Origin of the sequence: Actinomadura chibensis NBRC 106107 (genome assembly GCF_001552135.1) — a bacterium.
GTDB classification, from domain to species: Bacteria; Actinomycetota; Actinomycetes; order Streptosporangiales; family Streptosporangiaceae; genus Spirillospora; species Spirillospora chibensis.
Map to the genome: position 1 here is coordinate 24,432 of NZ_BCQP01000035.1, position 22,468 is coordinate 46,899.

Consider the following 22,468-nt stretch of genomic DNA (forward strand, 5'->3'; position numbering starts at 1 on the left):
CCCTGACAAGATGTCCGGAACGTGAAGATCAGCCCTCCTTGTGCTCCAGCCGGTGGAAGGCGCGGGCGATGGGCTGAGCGGTCAGCTCGATCTGCCAGCGGCGGGCGCCGAGGTCGCGCAGGACGGCGGCGACGGCGGACGGCGACGCCTCGTCCGGCGGCGTCCAGGCGAGCCGCCGGACGAAGTCGGGCTGCATGAGGTTCTCCGACGGCATGGAGTGCTCCTCGGCGAGCGCGGCGACGACGGCGCGGGCGGCGGTGAGCCGCTTCGCGGCCTCCGGGTCGCGGTCGGCCCAGCGGTGCGCGGGCGGCGGCCCGTCGCCGGGCACGGTCGGCTCCGGCAGCCTGCGGTCCGACAGCGCGCGGGCGCGGGCGACGGCGCGCAGCCACGCCGACTGGTGCCGCCGGGCGCCGCGGCCGCGCATGGTCGGCAGGGCCTGCAGCTCGGCGGGCGTCCCGGGGGTCTGCTGCGCCAGCTCGATGATCGCGGCGTCCTGCAGCACCCGGCCGGGGGACAGGTCCCGCTCGCGGGCGATCTTGTCGCGGGCCTCCCACAGCTCGCGGACGGTGGCGAGCGCCCGCCGGTTCCGCACCCGGTGGATGCCGGACGTCCGCCGCCACGGGTCCGGACGCGGCGGCTTCGGCGGCGTGGTGAGGATCGCGGCGAACTCCTCGAGCGCCCAGTCGAGCTTGCCCGCGTCGGCCAGCTCGGCCCGCAGGGCGTCGCGCAGCTCGACCAGCAGCTCGACGTCGAGCGCGGCGTAGCGGAGCCAGTCCTCGGGGAGGGGGCGGGTCGACCAGTCGGCGGCCGAGTGCCCCTTCTCCAGCACGAAGCCGAGGACGTTCTCGACCATCGAGCCGAGGCCGACGCGCGGGTAGCCGAGCAGCCGCCCGGCCAGCTCGGTGTCGAACAGCCGGCGCGGCACGAGCCCGACCTCGGCGAGGCAGGGCAGGTCCTGGTTGGCGGCGTGCAGGACCATCTCGGCGTCGGCGAGCGCGGCGTCCAGCCCGGACAGGTCGGGCAGGGCGATCGGGTCGATCAGCGCGGTCCCGGCGCCCGCGCGGCGGAGCTGGATCAGGTACGCGCGCTGCCCGTACCGGTAGCCGGAGGCCCGTTCGGCGTCGACCGCGACGGGGCCGGATCCCGCGGCGAAGGCGGCGATGACACGTTCCAGTTCCGCCGCGCCCGTGACCACGGGCGGCACGCCCTCGCGCGGCTCCAGCAGGGGGACGGCCGGGGGGCCGTCGCCCGGCTCGTCCTCGGGCGGCCGGACGGCCTGCTCTGGAACGGTCCTTGGCCGCCTCGCGGCCGTGTTCTCCGCACCGGCGTCCCGCTCGGGCCCGGTCGCGCGCGTTTCGGACACTCCCACTGAACCTTTTTCATCCTCGGATCGACGAGCCGTTCGAGGCCCTGCGGAACACCGGCGGACGAAATCGGCAGCCTGCTCGCGTGTGCTCCCCCGCCTCGGTTCCGGACGCTGGTGGTCACGCCCCCTACCGTACGTCGCTCAACCGCCCGCGCCGCCAGGCCGGTCCGGCAGCGCGGCGACCCCGGACGGCGGGAGCCCCGCCGTGGTGCACATCACCTCGCACCACGCCGCCACGTGCGGGGCGAGGTCGTCGCCGGTCGGGGACCAGGAGGCGCGCAGTTCGAGCTCCGTCGTGGACGGCTCGCCCCGCTTGTCGCCGAAGCTCTCGGACACGGCGCGGGTGATCGTCCCGGAGACGCCGGCGAACCCGGCGGGCTCCAGCGCTTCGAGCAGCCAGTCCCACGCGACGGTGCCGATCAGCTCCTCGGCGGCGATGTCGGGCTCCAGGTCGGCGCGGATGTAGGCGACGACGCGGAAGCCGTTCGTCCAGCCGCCGCGGCCGTCGGGGTCGTAGAGGACGATGAGGCGGCCCATGGCGACCTCGGTGTCGTCGTCGCGGTAGACGCTTCCGGACAGGGCCGCCGCGTACGGCGCGAGGCTCTGCGGGGCGGGCATGTCCTCAAGGTCGAGCTCCGGCCGGAGGCCGGGCCCGTCGAGGATCTCGCGCAGCGTGTCGAGCGCCCGCTGGAAGGCAGGTGGGTTCATGGGTGGACCGGCCTGGGTGCGGGGGAGTGGTCGGGTGCGGGGGCGGGACTCGGGTCGGTGATGCCGGACATCGGAGCCGCCGCGGGCGACGGCCGGGGGACGCGGAGGGGAAGCAGGCACGGCACAGGTGGTTTCGTCTCGGGGGCCGGGCCGGTCAGGCCACGGCCCGCACGGTGGCGGCGCGGCGGTCGGCCGGGCCGGGCGCGGGGGCGGCGAGGGCGGAGGAGGAGGCGGCGGGCTGGGACCCGGTGACCGGCGCGGTCACCACCGAGCCGACGAAGACGGCCGAGCCGCATTCGACGCAGGCCCGCTCGGGACACTCCTCGCCATGACCGTCCGGACACGGCGGCTGCTCGAACATACGTTCATCACCGCAGGTGGAACAGTACAAGGGGGACCTCCCTCGGCTATGACACGCATCACGTTCGCACGCGCCGGTGACAGAATGCGGGACTTCGCTCGGCGTGTCCGGAAGTTCGTGCCGCTCAGGGGGGCGTCCGGGTGCTTTCCCACCGTCCGTCCATGGGACGATCGCACCGTGACCGCTGACGCATCCCGCACCGACGACGCGAACGCGAGCCCGCCCGAGCACGGCGGCCTCGCCGAGAGCCCCTTCCTGCTGGCGTGCCGCCGCCGGCCCGTGCCGCACACGCCCGTGTGGTTCATGCGGCAGGCCGGCCGGTCGCTGCCGGAGTACCTGCGGGTCCGCGACGGCGTCCCGATGCTGGAGTCGTGCGCCCGGCCGGACATGATCGTCGAGATCACGATGCAGCCGGTGCGCCGCTACGCGGTGGACGCGGCGATCTTCTTCAGCGACATCATGGTGCCGCTCAAGGCCGTCGGCGTGGACCTCGACATCAAGCCGGGCGTCGGGCCGGTGATCGCCGACCCGATCCGGGACGCGGCGGGCCTCGCCATGCTGCGGCCGCTCGTCCCGGACGACGTCCCGTACGTGACGGAGGCCGTCCAGGGCCTGGTGGGGGAGCTGGGCGCGACCCCGCTGATCGGCTTCGCGGGCGGCCCGTTCACCCTCGCCTCGTACCTGATCGAGGGCGGGCCGTCGAAGAACCACGAGCGCACCAAGGCCATGATGTACGGCGAGCCCGAGCTGTGGGACGACCTCATGTCCCGCCTCGCCGACCTCACGATCGCGTTCCTGAAGGTGCAGGTCGCGGCGGGGGCGAGCGCCGTGCAGGTGTTCGACTCGTGGGTCGGCGCGGTCGCCGCGCAGGACTACCGCGAGTCCGTGCTGCCGCACACCCGCCGGATCTTCGCCGAGATCGAGCCGCTCGGCGTCCCGCGCATCCACTTCGGCGTCGGGACGGGCGAGCTGCTCGGCCTGATGGGCGAGGCGGGCGCGGACGTCGTCGGCGTCGACTGGCGCGTCCCGCTGGACGACGCCGTCGCCCGCGTCGACGCGGGCAAGGCGCTGCAGGGCAACCTCGACCCGGCGATCCTGTTCGCGCCGTGGGAGACCGTCGAGCGCCGCGCCCGCGACGTGCTGGCCCGCGGGCGCACCGCCGAGGGGCACATCTTCAACCTGGGGCACGGGGTGCTGCCGTCGACGGACCCGGACGTGCTGGCCCGCCTCGCGGACCTCGTCCACGAGGCGAGCCAGGAGGACGCGCTCTAGCTGGACGGGGACGAGTTCTCCGGCGCGGAGGCGGCCGCCGGGGGGCGGCGGCGTCCGAAGCGGGCGCGCAGGCGGCGCCGGAAGACCAGCGCCGGGGCGCCGAGCACCGCCGCTGTGACCAGGAACGGCAGCAGCCAGCCCAGCAGGACGGCGACGCCGCCCGCGAACGCGGTGAGCGCGTCCCAGCCGTCGCCGAGCGCGCCGACGAACCCGCCCCGGTCGTGCTTCGTCTCGGCCGGGACGGACTTGCCCACCAGGACCACGGTCACGGTCGCGAACTGGGTGCGGTTCTTGAGCGCCTTCTGCCGCGCCTGGAGCGCCTCAAGGTCGGCCTCGCGTCCCGCGATCTCGTTCTCGATGTTCATGATCTCGGTGATCGAGCTCGCGCGTCCGAGCAGCTTGCGGTAGGTGTCGAGGGTCGCCTTGGCCGAGCGCACGCGGGCCTCGACGTCCGCGACCTCGCCCGTGACGTCCTCGGCCTCCTGGGTGAGCGACAGCTTCGCGCCGAGCCGCGTGCCGAGCTGGTCGAGCACCTCGCCGTACCGCGCGACGGGGATCTTCAGCGTGATCTCCGAGCGGGCCGGGTCGGTCGAGCTGGACTCCCGCTCGACATAGCCGCCGACCGCGCCGACCAATTGCTTCGCCTGGGTCGCGGACGCGTCCACGTCCTTCGCCCGGACCTGGAGCCGCGCCGTGTGGACGACCTCCCGCCCGGCGTCCAGCGGCGCCAGCGGGCGGGGCGTGCCGCCGCGCTCGCCGGTCCGCCCGGCCGTGCCGCCCGCCGGGGCGCGTTCGGCGCTCGGCGCGGCCGGGGCCCCGGCCACGCCGCGGTCGGCCGAGTCCGAGCCCCCGCCGGAGTCGCCGCCGCCCCCGCACGCCGCCAGCGTCCCCGCGACCAGCAGGACGGCCAGCGCGCCGGGGACGCGCGCCCGTCTCATGGTTCCCGGTCCGTTCCGCACAAGCCCGACGTTCCTGACGATCCGCATGGCGCTTGGACGAGGTGGTGCGGATCACCGTTCCCGCGCCCGAGTCGCGATCCGGGCACGAACGAGGCACACCGCAATCACGGCGGCGCGGCGGCCCGGCGGCCCCGGTGCGCGGTCCCGCGGGTCGTCTGGGAGGCTGGAGGACATGAGCACGTCCCGCGCCGTCAAGACCGCCAAGGCCGCGCACGCGGTGGTCGTCGGGGGCGGCATCGCGGGCCTCGCCGCCGCGCGCCTGCTGGCCCGCGACGGCCTCCGGGTCACCGTCCTCGAAGGCTCCCCGCGGATCGGCGGCAAGCTGCGGGTCAGCGAGATCGCCGGGATCCCGGTGGACGAGGGCGCCGAGTCGATGCTCGCCCGCCGTCCCGAGGGCCTCGGCCTGGTCGGGGCGCTGGGCCGGGCCGACGACCTCGTGAACCCTGGCACCACGTCCTCGGGGATCTTCAGCCGGGGGGCGCTGCGGCCGATCCCGTCCGGGCAGGTCATGGGCGTCCCGTCGGACCTGCGGGCGCTCGCCGCCGCGCGGGTGCTGTCCCCGGCCGGGCTGGCGCGCGTGCCGCTCGACCTGGTCCTGCCCGAGACGCCGCGCGGGGAGGACGTGTCGGTCGCCGAGTTCATCGGCGCGCGGGTCGGCCGGGAGGTCGTGGACCGGCTCGTCGAGCCGCTGCTCGGCGGCGTCTACGCGGGCCGTGCCGAGCTGCTGTCCTTCGACTCGACGCTGCCCGCCGTCGCCGCGGCCGCGCGCACCCGCCGGTCGCTGATCAACGCGGTGCAGGACGTCAGGGCCGCCGCGCCCGCGAACCCGGGCCCGGTCTTCGCGACCCTCCCGGACGGCCTCGGCACCCTCCCGCACCTGATCGCGGACGACATCGCCGCCGCGGGCGGCACGGTCAGGACCGGCGCCATGGCCCGCGAGCTGCGCCGCCGCGACGGCGGCTGGCGGCTCACCGTCGGCCCGGCCCGCGACCCCGAGCAGCTCGACGCGGACGCCGTGCTGATCGCCGTCCCGGCGGCGCCCGCGGCCCGGCTGCTGGAGCCGGACGTCCCCGCCGCCGCCCGCGAGCTGGCCGGGATCGAGTACGCCAGCATGGCGATCGTCACGCTCGCCTACCGGGTGGCCGCGTTCCCGCGCCCGCCGGAGGGGAGCGGGTACCTCGTCCCGGCCGTGGAGAGCGATCCCGAGCGGGGCGGGCGCGGGGTCAAGGCCGTCACGTTCAGCTCGGTAAAATGGCCTCACCTGCGAGACCACGACCCCGGCGTCCTCGCGGCGCGGTGCTCGATCGGGCGGTTCGGCGAGGAGCACGTCCTCCAGCGCCCGGACGAGGAGCTGGTCGCCGCCGCGACCGCCGAGCTCGCCGCCACCTGCGGCGTGTCGGAGCCGCCCGTCGAGAGCCGGGTGACCCGGTGGGGCGGCGGCCTCCCGCAGTACAACGTGGGCCACGCCGACCGCGTGGCCAAGGTCCGGGCGGCGGTCGCCGAGGTGCCGGGGCTCGCCGTCGCGGGCGCCGCCTACGACGGCCTCGGGATCCCCGCGTGCGTCGCCTCGGCGAGCGCGGCGGCGGCCCGGATCCTCGACCATGTGCGCAGCCGAGAAGGAGCAGACCATGACGCAGCCGGCGGGCAGGCCGAAGGCACGCGAACTCAATGACGTCATCCGCTACACCATGTGGTCGGTCTTCCGGGTGGCGCGGCCGGGGACGGTCGGCGAGCGCGACGCGGCCGAGGTCCAGGACCTCCTCGACCAGGCCGCCGAGAAGGACGTGACGACCCGCGGCGCCTACGACGTCGCCGGGCTGCGCGCCGACGCCGACTACATGTTCTGGTGGCACGCGCCGACGTCCGACGACCTCCAGGAGGTCTACACCCGGTTCCGCCGGACGGCCCTCGGCCGCGCGAGCGAGCCGGTGTGGTCGCAGATGGCGCTGCACCGCCCGGCCGAGTTCAACAAGAGCCACATCCCGGCGTTCCTCGCGGAGGAGGAGCCCCGCGCCTACGTGTGCGTGTACCCGTTCGTCCGGTCGTACGAGTGGTACCTGCTGCCGGACGAGGAGCGCCGCGCGATGCTCGCCGAGCACGGCAAGATGGCGCGCGAGTACCCGGACGTCCGCGCCAACACGGTCGCGTCGTTCGCGCTCGGCGACTACGAGTGGATGCTCGCGTTCGAGGCCGACGAGCTGCACCGGATCGTCGACCTGATGCGGCACCTGCGGGCCGCGCGGGCGCGCCTGCACACCCGCCTTGAGGTGCCGTTCTACACCGGGCGCCGCAAGCCGGTCGGCGAGCTGGTCGCGAACCTCGCCTAGCCGTCCTCGCCCAGCGTCCCGGCGACTTGCCCGGCCGTCCCGGCGACTCGTTCGGCCGTCCCGGCGGGGACGGGCCGAGCGGGCGGCGGATCGGCAGTAGGGTGCGGTCCGTGACCGAGTCTCCCGTCCAGTCTCCCGCCAAGCAGCAGTCCCGCGGCCGGCACGCGAAGCCGCCGTCCGCGCTCGCCGTCCGCTGGAACCGGCTGGTCGCCTCGCGGCGGCGCCGGCTGGTCCTCGCCGGGACCGGGCTCACCGCGGCGGCGGCGCTCGCGGCGGGCGCCGCGCTCGCGCTGCCCGGCGGTGGCGGCGGCCCGGGCCCCGCGTCCCGGACGGCCGCCGAGGCCCGCGCCGGGGCGTCGCCGTCCCCGCACGAGGAGGTGGACGCGGTCGGCGACCCCGACGAGGTCACCGACGCGATGCCCTACTTCGAGAGCAAGGACCCGGAGAAGAAGGTCGTCAAGCACGTCACGGACGTCCGGCGCAGCGGCAGCTTCGTCCGGGTCTACACCGACCTCAAGGAGAAGGACGAGAACTCCAAGCCCGCCCTCGACCTCTGCAAGTGGACGACGCAGTTCCTCAAGGACGGCGGCGACGACGAGCCCCGCGTGTTCGTCCACGGGGAGAGCGACGACAACGGCAGCGTCATCCTCGCCAACAAGCAGAGCGACAAGGACTCCTGCGAGGTCAGCGAGACCCCGTAGCCGGGCCCGCCCGCCGGGCGGCTACTCGGCGGGTTCGAGGGTCAGCGAGATCGAGTTGATGCAGTACCGGTCGTCGGTCGGGGTGGCGTAGCCCTCGCCGTGGAACACGTGCCCGAGGTGCGAGTCGCACACCGCGCACCGGACCTCGGTCCGGACCATGCCGAGCGAGCGGTCCTCGATCAGGGTGACCGCGTCCGAGTCGGACGGCGCGTAGAACGACGGCCAGCCGCAGTGGCTCTCGAACTTGGTCTCCGAGCGGAACAGCTCCGTCCCGCAGGCGCGGCAGCGGTACACGCCGACGGTCTTCGTGTCGGTGTACTCGCCCGTGAACGGCTTCTCGGTGCCCGCCTCCCGCAGCACGTGGAACTCCTCGGGGCTGAGCTCGGCCCGCCACTCTTCCTCGCTCTTGCGGATCTTCTCCATACCCTCGACGGTACCCGGCTCCCCGTCCCGGCCGCCTGTCCGACCTGTGGGTTAACGTGCTTGCATGGCCTCGCCCTACATCGAGATCCCGGTCGGGGATCGGCTCGTCAAGGTGTCCAACCCCGACAAGGTCTACTTTCCTGAGCACGGCTACACCAAGCGCCAGCTCGTGGAGTACTACATCGCCGTGGGGGAGGGCATCCTGCGCGCGACCCGGAACCGCCCGACGACGCTGGAGCGCTGGCCCGCCGGCGTCTTCGAGGGCGCCCGCATGGCCACCCGGGAGGACTACGCCCGCGGCCAGGCGGGCTACGGGGCGGGCAAGTCCGACGCGTTCTACCAGAAGCGCGTGCCGAAGGGCGCGCCCGACTGGGTCCGCACGTCCAAGATCGCGTTCCCGAGCGGCCGGTCCGCCGACGAGGTGTGCCCGACCGAGGTCGCCGTGATCGCCTGGGCGGCCAACCTCGGCACGCTGACCTTCCACCCGTGGCCCGTCCGGGACGGCGACGTCGACCATCCCGACGAGCTGCGCATCGACCTCGACCCGCAGCCCGGCACCGACTTCTCCGACGCGGTTCGGGTGGCGCTCGGCCCGGCCCGCGAGCTGCTGGCCGAGCTGGGGCTCACCGGGTTCGTCAAGACGTCCGGCAAGGGCGGCGTGCACATCTACGTGCGGATCGAGCAGCGCTGGACGTTCACCGAGGTCCGCCGGGCCGCCCTCGCGTTCGGCCGCGAGGTGGAGCGCCGCGCCCCCGCCGAGGTCACCACCCGCTGGTGGAAGGAGGAGCGGGGCGAGCAGGTGTTCATCGACTACAACCAGAACGCCCGCGACCGGACGATCGCGTCCGCCTACAGCGTCCGCCCGGCCCCGCACGCGCCCGTCTCCGCGCCCGTGACCTGGGACGAACTGGCCGACGCCGACCCGCACGACTTCACCATCGCCACCATGCCCGCCCGCTTCGCGAAGGTGGGCGACCTGCACGCCTCCATCGACGACGAGGCGTTCTCCCTGGAGGGCCTGCTCGACCTCGCCGACCGGGACGAACGCGAGCACGGCCTCGGCGACATGCCCTATCCACCGAACTATCCGAAGATGCCCGGCGAGCCGAAACGCGTCCAGCCGAGCAAGGACACCGACAACCGCTCGTGAGGGAATTTCCGGCCGAGGCCCCCGCTTGACCGGTGAGTACGCAACCGATCGATCAAGAGGAAGGCGGTCCCATGTCCGGCACGGAGTCACTGCTGAACGTCAGGTACCTCGGGGGGCCGAGCGCCGTCCTGCGGATCGGCGGGGTCCGACTCGTCACCGACCCGACGTTCGACCCGGCGGGCGAGTACCCGATCGGCCCGCGCAGCCTGACCAAGACCTCCGACGCCATCGCCGGACCGGACGACATCGGCCCCGTCGACGCCGTGCTGCTCAGCCACGACCAGCATCCCGACAACCTCGACACCGGGGGCCGCGCGTTCCTCGCCGACGTCCCGCTGACGCTCACGACCGAGGCCGCCGCCGGACGGCTCGGCGGCACCGCCCGGGCGCTCCCGAACTGGGAGGACGTCGAGCTTCCGCGCCCCGATGGGGGAACCCTCCGGGTGACGGGCGTCCCGGCCCAGCACGGCCCGGACGGCACCGAGCAGTTCACCGGCCCGGTCACCGGGTTCGTCCTGTCCGGGGACGGGCTGCCCACCGTGTACGTGAGCGGCGACAACGCGTCCCTGGACGTCGTCCGCGCGATCGCGGACCGGTTCGCGCCGGTCGACGTCGCGGTGCTGTTCGCGGGCGCCGCGCGGACCCCGGTCGTCGACGGCGACCTCACGCTCGGCAGCGCGGCCGCCGCCGAGGCCGCCGGGATCCTGCGCGCGGCGCGGGTCGTCCCGCTGCACTTCGAGGGCTGGGGGCACTTCACGCAGGGCCGCGACACGATCGCGCCCGCGTTCGCCGCCGCCGGTCTCGACGCCCGGCTCCACCTGCTCAAGCCGGGTGAGGAGATCGGCCTCTGACACCCCGCGGGCCCGCCGCCCCTGGAGGGGTGGGACGGCGGGCCCCTTCCGTCGAAAACGGGGTGCCGATAATGGCTTTGTGTCGAATTTCACTGACCGGTCCCGGACGGGGCGGGTTTCGCGTGCGGTGAGCTGTCACTCCCGCATCAAGTGATCAAATCGCGCTTTTTTATCGGCTATCAGTGAGCGCTTTTGTCATTTACCGTGCTGTCCGTTCATGTGTCGCCCGTCGACGTCTCCCCTGAAGGAGCATGATGGACCAGTCGCACGATGGCTCTTCGCGCCGCAGGTTCCTCGGCATGGCCGCGTCCGCGACCCTGCTGCAGGCCATGACCGGGGTCGCCCCGGCCCACGCGGCGCCCGCGCCCACCGGCGCCGCGGCGCCGCCGCGGAAGGGGGGCGGGCGGGGGACCGTGGCGATCCTCGGCGCCGGGGTCAGCGGGCTGACCGCCGCCCTCAAGTTCGTCGAAGCGGGGTACGCGGTGACCGTCCTGGAGGCGCAGGGACGTGTCGGCGGCCGCAGCTTCACCGCCCGCCGCGGCGACCGGATCACCGAGGTGTGGGCGGACGGGTCGGTCCGCACCCAGACGTGCCGGCTGGACCGCGGCCTCTACGCCAACCTCGGCCCGGCCCGGCTCTCCTTCGACGACCAGCGGGTCTTCGGGATGTGCCGGCGTCTCGGCATCCAGCTCGAACCGTTCCTCATGCAGAGCGCGAGGAACCTGTACCAGGCCGACTCGGCGTGGGGGCGGGCGCCGGTGCCGCGCACCCGGATCTCCAACGACGTCCGCGGGCTCGTCGCCGAGCGCGCGGCGGCCGCCGTCCGGAAGGGGCTGCTCGACGGTGAGCTGAGCGCCGCGCAGCGCGAGAGGCTGCTCGGCCTGCTGGACGAGTTCGGCGACCTCGACAAGGCCGACCACGCCTACAAAGGCTCGCTGCGCTCGGGAATCGCCAAACCGCTCGACGTCGACCAGCAGCCCGAGAAACTCGACCCGCTATCTCTTCCGGACCTGCTGGCCAGCGGATTCTGGGACCACTATTTCTACTGGGACCTAGGATTCGGCTACCAGGTCACCATGTTCCAGCCGGTCGGCGGAATGGACGCCATCGTCCGCGGAATGGCCGCCGCGCTGCCCGCCGGAACGGTCACGCTCAACGCGCCCGTCCATGCCGTCAGGGCGGCCGAGGACGGGGTGCGCGTCGCGTGGAAGGACGCCCGCGGCGAGCACGACACGAGGTTCGACTACTGCCTGAGCAGCATTCCCGTCCCGGTGCTGAGGGGGTCCGTCGAACTCGCCGGGTTCTCCGCCGAGTTCGGTCGCGCCGTCGCGGGCGTCGAGTTCGCGCCCTCGTGCAAGATCGGCTGGCAGGCGAACCGGCGGTTCTGGGAATCGGACGAGTACCGGATCTACGGCGGCATCAGCCTGATCGACAACGAGGTCACGCAGATCTGGTACCCGTCCTCCGGCTACTTCTCCCGCGCGGACAAGGGCGTCCTGCTCGGCGCGTACGCGTCCTACGGCAGCGGGCGCAAGCTCGGCGACCGCCCGCACGCCGAGCGGCTGGAGACGGCCCGGGCGGCCGGGGTGCGGCTGCACGCCGAGTTCGCCGACCGGTCCGTGATCCCGGACCGGTCGGGCATCTCCGTCGCCTGGCACAAGGTGCCCTACCAGCTCGGCGCCTGGGCCGACTGGGACCACACCCTCGCCGAGCACCGGGAGCGGTACGAGACCCTCGTCAACGTCCAGGGGCACGGCAACTTCATGGTGATCGGCGACCAGGTCAGCCCGCTGCCCGGCTGGCAGGAGGGCGCGATGATGTCCGCCGAGTGGGCGTTCGAGTCGCTCACCGGCGGCCGGCCCGCGGGCCGCGTGACCGTCCACCGGGCCCCCGACTCGCGGCTGCTGACGACCGGCCGCTGACGACCTGCCGACGGCGTGCCGACGCCGCGAGGCCGCCGCCCCAGGCGGGGGCGGCGGCCTCCTCAGTTCACCGGCTCAGGAGAACCTGCGTTCCTGGACGGGCAGCGTGACCCCGGACGGGCCCTGCCACGGCGTCAGCGACTTCGGCGCGACCAGCGGGCCCACGTGCCGCCCGGTCGCGACCACCGGGACGGTGATCGAGCTGCCGCGCAGGTCGACGGTCGCCTTCGCGCCCGTGGCCTTCTCCTGGTTGTAGTCGGCGTCGGTGCCGGCGAGGACGAGGGCCACCCGGTGCCCCTTCTTGAACACGTACTCCTGGCTGAGCGTCGTCCACTTGACGTCGTAGTAGCGGCCGGGCACGAACGGGCTCGGCTTGCTCAGCGACGTGGCGTTCTGCGCGTCCAGCCAGCCGCGCGCGACGACGTTCACCGCCGACTTCACCGTGGTGACCTGCGTCTGCTTGTAGCAGGCGTCGTCGTCGGGCGTGCTCTCACCGTGGCAGTCCTCGGTGGTGAGCGTCTTGATCCCGGAGCCGGCGCCGAGGTAGTCGACGCGGGTGTCGTCGCCGTAGTCGACGAGCAGCGCCGTCAGGTTGGCGGTGGGCTTGTCCAGCTTGACGCGCAGCGTCGCGTCCGGCGTGCCGGACAGGCGGCCGGTCTGCGGCAGCGGGTCGGACACGAACGCGGCCCGGTACGGCTGCGCCGTCTGCGGGTCGCTGACCATGGTGCCCTCCGGGTAGCCCGCTCCGGACGGGCCGGGGGCGTCGGTGAACCCCGCCGTGGCGCCCTCCGGGGCCTGCTGCGTGCCCAGCGTCCCGTTCGGGCCGGGCCGCAGGGTGAGCGGCCGCGCGTCGGGGGCGGGCCAGTCCGCCTGCGTGATCCACTGGTCGGGGCCGACCTCGATGTCGGCGGCCGGCGCCTTCATCACCCGGTTGCGGACGTTCATCAGCTCGTGGTCGAACCACTGGTGCAGGGTGTTGACCCAGTCGTCCCGGCGGATGTCGAACGGGTCGACGTGGCCGCGCTGCGACAGCCACACCTTCCGCTCGACGCCCTGCTTCTTGAGGCCCTCCCACCAGAGCGCGAAGTGGTTGTCCTTCACGTTGAGGTCGTTGACGCCGTGGTAGGCGAAGACGCTGGCGTGGACCTTGCTGACGTCTGTGATCGTGCCGCTGCGGTAGTCGGTGGTCTTCCAGTAGTCGTTGTAGTTGCCGGTCGCGTCGTCCTCGCCCTGGTCCAGGGCCGCGCGGACGGCGGCGCACTTGGCGGGCGGGTCGGTGTCGACGTAGTCGGCGAGCCAGGGCTGCTCGTCGTCGGTGTACTTCACGCCGTTCATCCGGCTGTAGTCGTACCAGCCGCTGATCGCCGAGATCGGGACGATCGTCTCCAGGCCCTGCACTCCGGTCGCGGCGACGCCGTTCGCGAGCGTCCCGTCGTAGGACTTGCCGATCATGCCGGTGCGGCCGGTGGTCCAGGTGGCCTTCGCCTCGCTGCCGTCCGGCCGGAACGCCTTCGCGCGCCCGTTCAGCCAGTCGACGACGGCCTTGCCGCCGAGCACGTCGGACGGGCCGCCGCTCACCGGGCAGCCGTCGGAGCGGGTCGTCCCGATCATGTCGGCGGCGAGGTAGGCGTAGCCGCGCGGGACGAAGTAGTTGTCGAAGAACAGCGGGAACTTGAGCGGGTTCCCGTTCGCGTCGTAGTTCTTGCGCTCGCTCTCGTTGCCGCGTCCCGCGTTGTCGTAGTACGGGCTCTCGTCCATGATCACCGGGACCTTGAGGCCGCTCTCGGTCTCCTTGGGCCGGATGATGTCGACGTTGACGCGGTCCTTCTTGCCGTCGCCGTCGCTGTCCACGCTCGACTCGACGTACACGTGCTCGCGGATCGCGTCCTTGTAGGAGAAGACCGGCTGGGTCACGCCGTGCTTCACGACGATCTTGGGGGGCGGCTTGGCGAGCGCCGTCGCGCCGCCGCCCGCCCCGGCGAGCGCCGCGCCGGTCAGCACGGCCACCGTCATCGTCCGCCGGGTTCGTCTCAGGGATCGCCTGGCCAAGACCCGCACCTCCCGATTCAGAAAATGATCTCTACGGGGGCACAGGGTCCTCGCCCGCGGACGCCGGGTAAAGGGCGGCGCTCGCCTATCTCGGACCGGATTTGGTCATGTCCTGCCCTTGCCTTCCCGGCCGCCGCGGGCCCGTCGCGGTGGACGGCGCGGTGGACGGCGCCCGCACCGGCCGGGCGGCGCTCAGCCCTTCGCGCGGTTGACCGCCGACAGCACGGCCCGCACCGACGCGGCGAGCACGGACGTGTCGCGTCCCGCGCCCCAGGACGTCGTCCCGTCCACGCGGCACTCGGCGTAGGCGACGGCCGCCGCGTCGTGGCCCTCCTCGGTCGAGTGCTCGACGAACCGGAGGACGTCCACCTTCACCCCGGCGGCGCGCAGCGCGTCGGTGAGCGCGGCGATCGGGCCGTTGCCAGCGCCGGAGTACTCGCGCTCGTCGCCGTCCACGCGGATCACGCCGGTGAAGTCGTGCCGCGCGGGGCCGGTGTGCGCCGTCCGCCACCGGACGAGCGCCACCGGGCCGGTGCGGTCGAGGTACTCGGCGCGGAACAGCTCCCACAGCTCGGCGGCCGTGATCTCCTCCCCGCTGCCGTCCGCGGCCCGCTGCACGACCTGGGAGAACTCGATCTGCACGCGGCGCGGCAGCTCCAGCCCGTAGCCGGTGCGCAGCAGGTAGGCGATGCCGCCCTTGCCGGACTGGCTGTTCACCCGGACGACCGCCTCGTAGCCGCGGCCGACGTCGGCGGGGTCGATCGGCAGGTACGGGACGTCCCACGGCAGGCTCTCCGGCGGGACGCCGAGCTCCGCCGCCCGCGCGGCGTGCCGGGCCATGCCCTTGCCGATGGCGTCCTGGTGCGTCCCGGAGAACGCGGTGTAGACGAGGTCGCCGCCGTAGGGGTGGCGCTCGTGGACGGGCAGCCGGTTGCAGTGCTCGACCGTCCGGCGGATCTCGTCGACGTCGGAGAAGTCCACCATCGGGTCGACGCCCTGCGCGTGCAGGTTCAGCGCCAGCGTCACGAGGTCGACGTTGCCCGTCCGCTCGCCGTTGCCGAACAGGCAGCCCTCGACGCGCTGCGCCCCGGCGAGCACCGCCAGCTCGGCGCAGGCGACGCCCGTCCCGCGGTCGTTGTGCGGGTGGACGGACAGGATCACCGCGTCCCGCCGGGCCAGGTTCCGGTGCATGTGCTCGATCTGGTCGGCGTACACGTTCGGCGTGGCGATCTCGACGGTGGCGGGCAGGTTCAGGATCACCGGGCGGTCGGGGGACGCGTCCCACAGCCCGGTGACCGCGTCGCACACCTCCAGCGTGTAGTCGGGCTCGGTGAAGTTGAACGTCTCGGGGGAGAACTCGAACCGGACGCCGGGGCGGGCGAGCCGGGCCACGTCGGCGGCGCCGTCCAGGATCAGCCTCCGGACGCCGTCGCGGTCCGCGCCGAGCACGACGTCCCGCCAGGTCGGGCCCGTCGCGGTGTACAGGTGGACGACCGCCCTCGGCAGCCCCTCGATCGACGCGAACGTCCGCTCGATCAGCTCGGTGCGCGCCGGGGTGAACACGACGGGGGTGACGTCGTCCGGGATCCCGGTCTCGGCCAGGTGCCGGACGAAGCCGAAGTCGGTCTCGCTCGCCGACGGGTAGCCGACCTCGATCTCCTTGAAGCCCATCGCGACGAAGAGGTCGAACATGCGGCGCTTGCGGGCGGTGTCCATCGGCTCGGCCAGCGCCTGGTTGCCGTCGCGCAGGTCGACGGGCACCCACAGCGGCGCGGCGGTGAGCCGCCGGGACGGCCACGTCCGGTCGACGGCGGGCACCGGCGACGGCACGCGGTCGTGGATCGAGCGGTAGCGGTGGAACGGCATCGAGCTGCCGCGCTGCGGGTTCCAGAAGGGCGCGCCCTCCGGCACGGGGCCGGACGGGGTGCGCAGGGTCGGGAAGGTCATGGGGCTTGTCCTCAACGATCGCCGGACGACCGGCGGCACCGGACCCCGCGGCGGGGTGCCGGTCCGGATCAGGCCCCGCCGCGGCGGCCGAGGAGAAGGACGCGCCATGCCATGACCGCCACCCTACTCACACCTCAGCTCCTCAGACAAGCTGAGCGGCCGCTAGACTCGGCGGACACCGCGTGGCGCCCACCACACGACGACATCCACGCGCAGAACCCGCCGGAGGAGGAACAGCATGCCGCTCGGCCCGCTGCGTCCCAGCCCGCTCGTCGAGCAGGCCGCCGACCGGCTCCGCGACCAGATCGCCGCCGGGACGTGGCCGGTCGGGACGAAGCTCCCCGGTGAGACGACCCTCGCGAAGGAGCTCGGCGTCGGCCGCTCGACCGTCCGTGAGGCGCTGCGGGCGCTGGCCGGGGCGGGGCTCGTCCAGGCCCGGCACGGCTCCGGCGTCTTCGTGACCGCCACCGAGCCGGACGAGGACTGGCCGACCCGGCTGCGCCGCGCGTCCGTCGCCGACGTCTACGAGATCCGCATGATGGTGGAGGTGCGCGCCGCCGAGCTGGCCGCGGACCGGCGGACCCCGGCCGACCTCGCCGCGCTCGACGCCGCCCTCGCCGCCCGCGACGCCGCCCTCGCCGGGCCCGCCGTCGAGGCGTTCATCGACGCCGACATCGCGCTGCACACCGCCGTCGTCGCCGCCGCGGGCAACCCGGTCCTCGCCGACCTGTTCGCCGGGTTCGTGCCCGTCCTGCGCGACGGCCTCCTCGACCTCGCCGCCCTGGTGGACGTCCGCGCCGCCGACGCGGTCCACGGCCGCGCCGCGCACGCCGCCCTGGTCGAGGCCGTCCGCGACCGCGACGCCTCCGCCGCCGGACGCATCATCGAGGCCGAGCTCCGCCAGACCCTCGCCGCCCTCCAGCACGCCCCCTGACGCCGCGCCCGCTCAGGCCAGGCTCGACAGGAGCGCGGGCAGCTCGCCGTCGTGGACGACGGTCAGCCGCCGCGTGGCACGGGTCAGCGCGACGTACAGGTCCTGGCCGCCCTTCGGCGACTCGGCGAGGATCCCGGCCGGGTCGGCCACGACGACCGAGTCGAACTCCAGCCCCTTCGCCTCCTCGGCGGTCAGCACGACGGCGGGGGAGTCGAGGGCCTCCGGGGTCGCGCCGACGGCGGCGTCCGGCAGCGCGGCGAGGACGCCGGGCCGCCACGCGGCGGAGGTGACCACGGCGAGCCGCCCCTCGGTGAACGCCCCGTCCGGCTCGCCCCCGGCGACGATCGACAGCTCGGACCGGACGAGCGGGCCGAGCTCGCCGACCGGCAGCGCGAGCGCGGCGGGCGGCGGGCCGTCGTCGCGGACGGGCACCGGCGGCGTCTCGCCGGGCGCGACGGCGGCGAGCACCTCGGCGGCGACCCGCATGATGGCGGCGGGCGTCCGGTAGTTGACGAGCAGGCGCTGCTCGCGCCAGCGGCCGGGGACGTACCGGTCGAGCATCTGCCCCCAGGACGCGGCGCCCGCCGCGCTGCCGGTCTGCGCGATGTCGCCGACGACGGTCAGCGACCGGGTCGGGACGCGCTTCATGACCGTCCGCCAGGCCATCGCGGACAGCTCCTGCGCCTCGTCCACGATCACGTGCCCGTACGCCCATTCGCGGTCGGCGAGGGCGCGCTGGGCGGTGGTGAGCGGCGGTCCGGCGTCCTCGTGCCGCTCGGCCAGGTCGCTCCCGGAGATCAGGTCGCTCGCGGTGAGCTTCTCGGCCTCCGCCGAGTCGGTGGTCTGGATGACCTCCTGCGCGTACCGGGCCTCCTCCGCGCGCTTGGCCGCGGCGGCGCGCGCGCGGGCCTTGTCGGCGGAGTCGTCCTTGCCGAGGAGGTCGGCGGCCTCGTCCAGGAGGGGGACGTCGGAGACCGTCCACGGGCTTCCGGCCGGGCGCCGCAGAAGCTCGGCCTCGGCCTCGGTCAGACCGGCCTGGGCGGCGACCTCGCCCGGGTCGGCGAAGAGGTCGGTCAGGAGCCGTTCGGGCGTCAGCTCCGGCCACAGCGCGTTGACGGCGGTACGGACGGCGGTGTCGTGCCAGAGGTCCGCCTTGGCGAGACGGAGGTCGGCTTCGTCCAGGAGGGGGACGTCCTCGGCCTCGTCGATGAGTTCCTGGATCCAGTCGGGCAGCCCGCCGTTCTTGGCGATCTCCTCCAGGGGCTCGTCCATGATGCGGTCGTACTGCTCGGCCCGGTTGAAGGCGAGGGCCTCCAGCAGGTCGTGGACGAACCGCCGCCGCTGCATGTTGTGGGGGAGGGGCAGAGCGCGCGCGGTGTCCCTGATCCGCTCGCACTTCTCGGCGTCCACGACCAGGGTGATGCCCTCGTACTCGACGCTCAGGCCCTCGGCGGGCGCGCGCTGCCGGTCGCGCACGGCCGCCTCGACCAGATCCGCCATCCGCAGGTCGCCCTTGACCACGGCGACCTCGGGCCGGTCCACGGCGGTCGCCTTCAGCCCCGGGTACAGCTCGCCGACCGTGGCCAGCGCGACGTCGGTCTCGCCCAGCCCCGGGAGGACCTGCTCGATGTAGCGCAGGAACGTGGCGTTCGGCCCGACGACGAGCACGCCGCGCCGTTCGAGGACGTCCCGGTGCGTGTAGAGCAGGTACGCGGCGCGGTGCAGGGCCGCGACCGTCTTGCCGGTGCCCGGACCGCCCTGGACGACGAGCACCCCTTGCAGCCCCGACCGGATGACCTGGTCCTGCTCCTCCTGGATGGTGGCGACGACGTCGCTCATGCGGCCCGTCCGGCCGCGGCGGAGCGTGGCGAGCAGCGCGGCCTCGCCGACGATGCCGCGCCGCTCGGACTCCGCCAGGCCCTCCAGGTCGAAGACCTCGTCGTCGAGCCGCGCCACCTCCCGCCCGCGCAGGTGCAGGTGGCGGCGCCGCGCGAGGGTGCCGGGCGCGCCGGGGGTGGCGGTGTAGAACGGGCGCGCGGCGGCGGCCCGCCAGTCGATCAGCAGCGGCTCGTGGTCCTCGTCGCGCAGGCCGATCCGGCCGATGTAGAACGTGTCGCCGGGGCCGTCGGCGTCCGCGCGGTGGTCGATGCGGCCGAAGCACAGGCCGTGCTCGACGCCGCCGAGCCTCGCCAGCCGCCGGGCCGCCTCCTCGGTCGCGACGGCGCTCTCCACCCGGGCCTGAAGCACGCTGCCGCCGCCAGCCGCCGGGCCCGCGCGCAGCGCCTCCTCGGCGCGCGCCCGCTCGACGTCGAGCCGCGCGTACACGCGCGAGACGTACTCCTGCTCGGTGCGCAGCGCGGCCCGGCGCGCCGTTTCCGCGCCGGAGGGGTTGACAGCGTCCGCTTGACGGAGTCCCATGTCTCGGGTACACTCCTATACATAGGATGGGTTTTTTGTGTGCGCACTGATGTAAGCCGCCACCCTACCATCCTTCCACGCGTCGTGCGCGATCTTTCCGGGCCGCCCAGAAGATCTTCTTTGTTGCGGCGGACGTCATCCGCGCGGTGCTCCGAGGTCACGGTCCTTGGTGAGGATTCCGGCGTTGCATGCCGGATTTCTCCGAAAGGTCGCGACACATGGCCGACTCCCTGGCCGCACCCCCACGTCCGCTCGACCGGCGCTCCTTCCTCGTCACCGGCGGTCTCGCCACCGCCGTCGCCGTGGCCGGCGTCCCCGGCGCCGCGCAGGCCGCCGCCCCCCGTTCCCGCGCCCTGCCCGGCGATCCGTTCACCCTCGGCGTCGCGTCCGGCGACCCCGACCCCGGCGGCTTCGTCCTCTGGACGAGGCTCGCGCCGAACCCGCTCGCCGAGGACGGCCGCGGCGGCATGCCGTCCCGGCCGATCCCCGTCGCCTGGGAGGTCGCGTCCGACGAGCGCTTCCGGCGCGTCGAGCGGCGCGGCACCGCCACCGCGCGGCCCCAGTCCGCGCACTCCGTCCACGTCGAGCTGAACGGCCTGCGGCCGGGCGGCGACTACTGGTACCGCTTCCGCGCCGGAAAGTACGTCTCCCCGGTCGGGCGCACCCGGACCGCTCCACACCCCGCCGCCTTCGGGCCCGCGCTCGCCATGGCGTTCGTGTCGTGCTCCCAGTTCGAGCACGGCTACTTCACCGCCTACCGGCGGCTCGCCGAGCAGCACCCCGACCTGATCCTGCACCTGGGCGACTACCAGTACGAGTACAAGAAGGGCGTCTACACGATCCCGGGCGGCAACGTCCGCGACCACGAGGGCCCCGAGACCGTCACGCTGGCGGACTACCGGCTCCGCCACGCCCAGTACAAGACCGACCGCGACCTCCAGGCCGCGCACCAGGTGGCGCCGTGGCTCGTCGTCTTCGACGACCACGAGGTGGAGAACAACTGGGCCGGCGGCGTGCCCGAGGAGGGGTCCGACACCCCGTCCCCGGCGGCGTTCCGCGCCCGCCGGGCCGCCGCGTTCCAGGCGTACTACGAGAACATGCCGCTGCGCCGGTCCTCCATCCCGGACGGCCCCGACATCCAGGTGTACCGGCGCGTCCAGTGGGGGCGGCTCGCGACCTTCCACATGCTCGACACCCGCCAGTTCCGCGACGACCAGGCGTGCGGCGACGGCTACAAGGACTGCCCCGCCGCGCTCGACCCGAAGCGCTCCATCACCGGTGACAGGCAGGAGAAGTGGCTGCTGGACGGCTTCCGCCGCTCCACCGCCCGCTGGGACGTCCTCGGCCAGCAGGTGTTCTTCGCGCAGCGCGACAACACCGCCGGGCCGGTCAAGAAGACCTCGATGGACTCCTGGGACGGCTACGTCGCGTCCCGCGACCGGATCACCAAGGGCTGGCTGGACGCGAAGGTCCGCAACCCGGTCGTGCTCACCGGCGACGTCCACGCCCACTGGGCGAGCGACCTCAAGGCCGACTACGACGACCCCGGCTCGAAGACGGTCGGGTCCGAGCTGGTCGCCACGTCCATCACCAGCACCGGCGACGGCGCGGACTCCAACCCGGCCGACCACCCCTACCTGAAGATCAACCCGCATCTGCGGTTCTACAACAACCAGCGCGGCTACGTCCTGACGAAGATCGGCAAGGACGAGTTCAGGGCCGACTTCACGACGGTGCCGACCGTGCGGACGCCGGGCGCGAAGGCGTCGGTCAAGGCCACGTTCGTCATCGAGGACCGCGTGCCGGGCGTCAAGCAGACCTACCTCCGCCCCTACCAGTCGGCCAAGGCGTCGGCGCGATCGGAGCGGGATCTAATCCGCCAGACCGTGGAGAACGAGACCGAGCGGCCCTGACCGCCGCGCGGCGGGGTCCGGCGCGGAGCCGGACCCCGTCACGCGCCGCCGTCAGCGGTCGGCGCGCGCGTTCGTCGCCCCGCCGGACAGGATGTCGCCCAGGTCGTAGGCGACCGGCACCTCAAGCTGCTCGTACGTGCACGACTCCGGCGTCCGGTCGGGCCGCCAGTTCCGGAAGCGGGCGGTGTGCCGGATGCGGTCGCCCTCCATCCCCTCGTAGGCCACCTCGACGACCAGCTCGGGACGCAGCGGCACCCAGCTCAGGTCCTTCTTGCCCGTCCAGCGGGAGACGGCCCCGGGCATGCGGTCGACGGTGGCCTCGCTCTGGCTCGCCCACTCCGACCACGGATGCTCGGCGAGGTTCTCCAGCCGGTAGGGCTGCAACTCGTCGACCAACTCGGCGCGGCGCTTCATCGTGAACGACGCCGCCACCCCGACGTGCTGGAGCTTGCCCTCGGAGTTGTAGAGGCCGAGCAGGAGCGACCCCACGATCGGCCCGGACTTGTGCCAGCGGAACCCCGCCACCACGCAGTCGGCCGTCCGCTCGTGCTTCACCTTGAACAGCACCCGCTTGTCGGGCTCGTAGACGGTGTCGCGCGGCTTGGCGATGACGCCGTCCAGCCCGGCGCCCTCGAACTCGTCGAACCAGCGCAGCGCCAGCTCGTAGGAGTCGGACGCGGGCGTCACGTGGATCGGCGCCTTCGCCCCGGCGAGCGTCTCGACCAGCCGCGCCCGGCGCTCCCCGAGCGGCACCTCAAGCAGCGACTCGTCGCCGAGGGCGAGCAGGTCGAACGCCACGAACGAGGCGGGCGTCTCCTCCGCCAGGAGCTTGACCCGGGACGCGGCCGGGTGGATGCGCTGCTGGAGGGCGTCGAAGTCGAGGCGCGTCCCCCGCGGCAGGACGATCTCGCCGTCCACGACGCACCGCTGCGGCAGCTCGCGCCTGGCCGCCTCGACCAGCTCGGGGAAGTACCGGGTGAGCGGCTTCTCGCCCCGGCTGGACAGCTCCACCTCGTCGCCGTCGCGGAACACGATGCAGCGGAAGCCGTCCCATTTCGGCTCGTAGAGCAGGTCGCCCTTGGGCATGGTCTTGACCGCCTTGGCCAGCATCGGCGGCAGCGGCGGGCTGATCGGCAGGTCCATGCCCCTATAGTGCGCCCTGCCACC

At 73.7% G+C, this 22,468-nt stretch carries 18 protein-coding genes; 9 read left to right on the plus strand and 9 right to left on the minus strand.

Annotation, left to right across the window (positions count from 1 at the left end; translation table 11 throughout):
* Window positions 1-28: 28 nt before the first annotated feature.
* The 3 genes from ACH01S_RS19995 to ACH01S_RS20005 all read right to left on the minus strand — a co-directional run bounded on the left by ACH01S_RS19995 (window position 29) and on the right by ACH01S_RS20005 (window position 2,435).
* Entirely contained in the window at window positions 29-1,225 is a 1,197-nt protein-coding gene (locus ACH01S_RS19995; protein ID WP_067893546.1) for a ribonuclease D, read from the minus strand.
* A gap of 282 nt (window positions 1,226-1,507) precedes the next feature.
* Complete coding sequence (locus tag ACH01S_RS20000; protein WP_067893403.1) at window positions 1,508-2,074, minus strand: DUF3000 domain-containing protein; 567 nt, start codon at window positions 2,072-2,074, stop codon at window positions 1,508-1,510.
* Between the two features lie 154 nt (window positions 2,075-2,228).
* Complete coding sequence (locus ACH01S_RS20005) at window positions 2,229-2,435, minus strand: hypothetical protein (protein ID WP_067893405.1); 207 nt, start codon at window positions 2,433-2,435, stop codon at window positions 2,229-2,231.
* A 255-nt stretch (window positions 2,436-2,690) separates the two neighbouring features.
* Between ACH01S_RS20005 and hemE the strand changes: the two genes are divergently transcribed.
* Window positions 2,691-3,707 carry a uroporphyrinogen decarboxylase gene (gene hemE / locus ACH01S_RS20010; RefSeq protein WP_370671580.1) on the plus strand — a complete coding sequence of 339 codons (1,017 nt, stop codon included), beginning with the start codon at window positions 2,691-2,693 and terminating at the stop codon, window positions 3,705-3,707.
* On the opposite strand, the gene ACH01S_RS20015 is transcribed toward hemE, so the two are convergent.
* The gene (locus ACH01S_RS20015; protein ID WP_169809311.1) at window positions 3,704-4,645 is read right to left on the minus strand and encodes a DUF4349 domain-containing protein; all 942 of its coding nucleotides are present in this window, start codon (window positions 4,643-4,645) and stop codon (window positions 3,704-3,706) included. The genes hemE and ACH01S_RS20015 overlap by 4 nt on opposite strands.
* A gap of 193 nt (window positions 4,646-4,838) precedes the next feature.
* Here ACH01S_RS20015 and hemG point away from each other — a divergent pair, with 193 nt between their 5' ends.
* The 3 genes from hemG to ACH01S_RS20030 all read left to right on the plus strand — a co-directional run bounded on the left by hemG (window position 4,839) and on the right by ACH01S_RS20030 (window position 7,694).
* Complete coding sequence (gene hemG / locus ACH01S_RS20020; RefSeq protein WP_067893412.1) at window positions 4,839-6,338, plus strand: protoporphyrinogen oxidase; 1,500 nt, start codon at window positions 4,839-4,841, stop codon at window positions 6,336-6,338.
* On the plus strand, window positions 6,295-6,993 hold the full coding sequence (hemQ, locus tag ACH01S_RS20025) for a hydrogen peroxide-dependent heme synthase (protein ID WP_067893414.1): 699 nt from the start codon (window positions 6,295-6,297) through the stop codon (window positions 6,991-6,993). The genes hemG and hemQ overlap by 44 nt, the downstream gene beginning before the upstream one ends.
* Before the next feature lie 110 nt (window positions 6,994-7,103).
* Complete coding sequence (locus tag ACH01S_RS20030; protein ID WP_148344607.1) at window positions 7,104-7,694, plus strand: hypothetical protein; 591 nt, start codon at window positions 7,104-7,106, stop codon at window positions 7,692-7,694.
* Between the two features lie 21 nt (window positions 7,695-7,715).
* On the opposite strand, the gene msrB is transcribed toward ACH01S_RS20030, so the two are convergent.
* Window positions 7,716-8,117: a peptide-methionine (R)-S-oxide reductase MsrB gene (gene msrB / locus ACH01S_RS20035; protein WP_067893418.1), complete on the minus strand. Its 402-nt coding sequence runs from the start codon at window positions 8,115-8,117 to the stop codon at window positions 7,716-7,718.
* Between the two features lie 64 nt (window positions 8,118-8,181).
* Between msrB and ACH01S_RS20040 the strand changes: the two genes are divergently transcribed.
* From ACH01S_RS20040 to ACH01S_RS20050, 3 genes are all read left to right on the plus strand, one after another.
* The gene (locus tag ACH01S_RS20040) at window positions 8,182-9,267 is read left to right on the plus strand and encodes a DNA polymerase domain-containing protein (protein ID WP_067893419.1); all 1,086 of its coding nucleotides are present in this window, start codon (window positions 8,182-8,184) and stop codon (window positions 9,265-9,267) included.
* Between the two features lie 71 nt (window positions 9,268-9,338).
* Window positions 9,339-10,118 carry an MBL fold metallo-hydrolase gene (locus ACH01S_RS20045; protein ID WP_067893422.1) on the plus strand — a complete coding sequence of 260 codons (780 nt, stop codon included), beginning with the start codon at window positions 9,339-9,341 and terminating at the stop codon, window positions 10,116-10,118.
* 299 nt (window positions 10,119-10,417) lie between these two features.
* On the plus strand, window positions 10,418-12,040 hold the full coding sequence (locus ACH01S_RS20050) for a flavin monoamine oxidase family protein (protein WP_169809312.1): 1,623 nt from the start codon (window positions 10,418-10,420) through the stop codon (window positions 12,038-12,040).
* Between the two features lie 75 nt (window positions 12,041-12,115).
* Here the strand turns inward: ACH01S_RS20050 and ACH01S_RS20055 are convergent, their stop codons facing one another.
* Together ACH01S_RS20055 and leuA are read right to left on the minus strand one after the other, a co-directional pair.
* Window positions 12,116-14,089 (minus strand): Xaa-Pro dipeptidyl-peptidase, encoded by a 1,974-nt coding sequence (locus tag ACH01S_RS20055; protein WP_246236996.1) that lies wholly within the window; start codon window positions 14,087-14,089, stop codon window positions 12,116-12,118.
* Between the two features lie 192 nt (window positions 14,090-14,281).
* On the minus strand, window positions 14,282-15,955 hold the full coding sequence (leuA, locus tag ACH01S_RS20060) for a 2-isopropylmalate synthase (protein ID WP_148344630.1): 1,674 nt from the start codon (window positions 15,953-15,955) through the stop codon (window positions 14,282-14,284).
* Window positions 15,956-16,274: 319 nt separating this feature from the next.
* On the opposite strand from leuA, the gene ACH01S_RS20065 reads away from it, so the two are divergent.
* Complete coding sequence (locus tag ACH01S_RS20065; RefSeq protein WP_067893430.1) at window positions 16,275-16,970, plus strand: FadR/GntR family transcriptional regulator; 696 nt, start codon at window positions 16,275-16,277, stop codon at window positions 16,968-16,970.
* A gap of 12 nt (window positions 16,971-16,982) precedes the next feature.
* Here ACH01S_RS20065 and ACH01S_RS20070 read toward each other — a convergent pair whose 3' ends face one another.
* The gene (locus ACH01S_RS20070; protein WP_067893432.1) at window positions 16,983-19,388 is read right to left on the minus strand and encodes a HelD family protein; all 2,406 of its coding nucleotides are present in this window, start codon (window positions 19,386-19,388) and stop codon (window positions 16,983-16,985) included.
* 218 nt (window positions 19,389-19,606) lie between these two features.
* Between ACH01S_RS20070 and ACH01S_RS20075 the strand changes: the two genes are divergently transcribed.
* The gene (locus ACH01S_RS20075) at window positions 19,607-21,301 is read left to right on the plus strand and encodes an alkaline phosphatase D family protein (protein WP_067893434.1); all 1,695 of its coding nucleotides are present in this window, start codon (window positions 19,607-19,609) and stop codon (window positions 21,299-21,301) included.
* A 51-nt stretch (window positions 21,302-21,352) separates the two neighbouring features.
* Here ACH01S_RS20075 and ACH01S_RS20080 read toward each other — a convergent pair whose 3' ends face one another.
* Window positions 21,353-22,444 (minus strand): ATP-dependent DNA ligase, encoded by a 1,092-nt coding sequence (locus ACH01S_RS20080; RefSeq protein WP_067893436.1) that lies wholly within the window; start codon window positions 22,442-22,444, stop codon window positions 21,353-21,355.
* Between the last annotated feature and the right edge of the window lie 24 nt (window positions 22,445-22,468).

Bases quoted from the DNA above. Each gene is read 5' to 3' on its own strand.
- ACH01S_RS20070 (WP_067893432.1), bottom strand. From the start codon at position 19,388: ATGGGACTCCGTCAAGCGGACGCTGTCAACCCCTCCGGCGCGGAAACG.
- ACH01S_RS20065 (WP_067893430.1), top strand. From the start codon at position 16,275: ATGCCGCTCGGCCCGCTGCGTCCCAGCCCGCTCGTCGAGCAGGCCGCC.
- ACH01S_RS20000 (WP_067893403.1), bottom strand. From the start codon at position 2,074: ATGAACCCACCTGCCTTCCAGCGGGCGCTCGACACGCTGCGCGAGATC.
- ACH01S_RS20040 (WP_067893419.1), top strand. From the start codon at position 8,182: ATGGCCTCGCCCTACATCGAGATCCCGGTCGGGGATCGGCTCGTCAAG.
- hemQ (WP_067893414.1), top strand. From the start codon at position 6,295: ATGACGCAGCCGGCGGGCAGGCCGAAGGCACGCGAACTCAATGACGTC.
- hemG (WP_067893412.1), top strand. From the start codon at position 4,839: ATGAGCACGTCCCGCGCCGTCAAGACCGCCAAGGCCGCGCACGCGGTG.
- ACH01S_RS20005 (WP_067893405.1), bottom strand. From the start codon at position 2,435: ATGTTCGAGCAGCCGCCGTGTCCGGACGGTCATGGCGAGGAGTGTCCC.
- ACH01S_RS20045 (WP_067893422.1), top strand. From the start codon at position 9,339: ATGTCCGGCACGGAGTCACTGCTGAACGTCAGGTACCTCGGGGGGCCG.
- ACH01S_RS20080 (WP_067893436.1), bottom strand. From the start codon at position 22,444: ATGGACCTGCCGATCAGCCCGCCGCTGCCGCCGATGCTGGCCAAGGCG.
- leuA (WP_148344630.1), bottom strand. From the start codon at position 15,955: ATGCCGTTCCACCGCTACCGCTCGATCCACGACCGCGTGCCGTCGCCG.
- msrB (WP_067893418.1), bottom strand. From the start codon at position 8,117: ATGGAGAAGATCCGCAAGAGCGAGGAAGAGTGGCGGGCCGAGCTCAGC.
- ACH01S_RS20050 (WP_169809312.1), top strand. From the start codon at position 10,418: ATGGCCGCGTCCGCGACCCTGCTGCAGGCCATGACCGGGGTCGCCCCG.
- ACH01S_RS20075 (WP_067893434.1), top strand. From the start codon at position 19,607: ATGGCCGACTCCCTGGCCGCACCCCCACGTCCGCTCGACCGGCGCTCC.
- ACH01S_RS20015 (WP_169809311.1), bottom strand. From the start codon at position 4,645: ATGAGACGGGCGCGCGTCCCCGGCGCGCTGGCCGTCCTGCTGGTCGCG.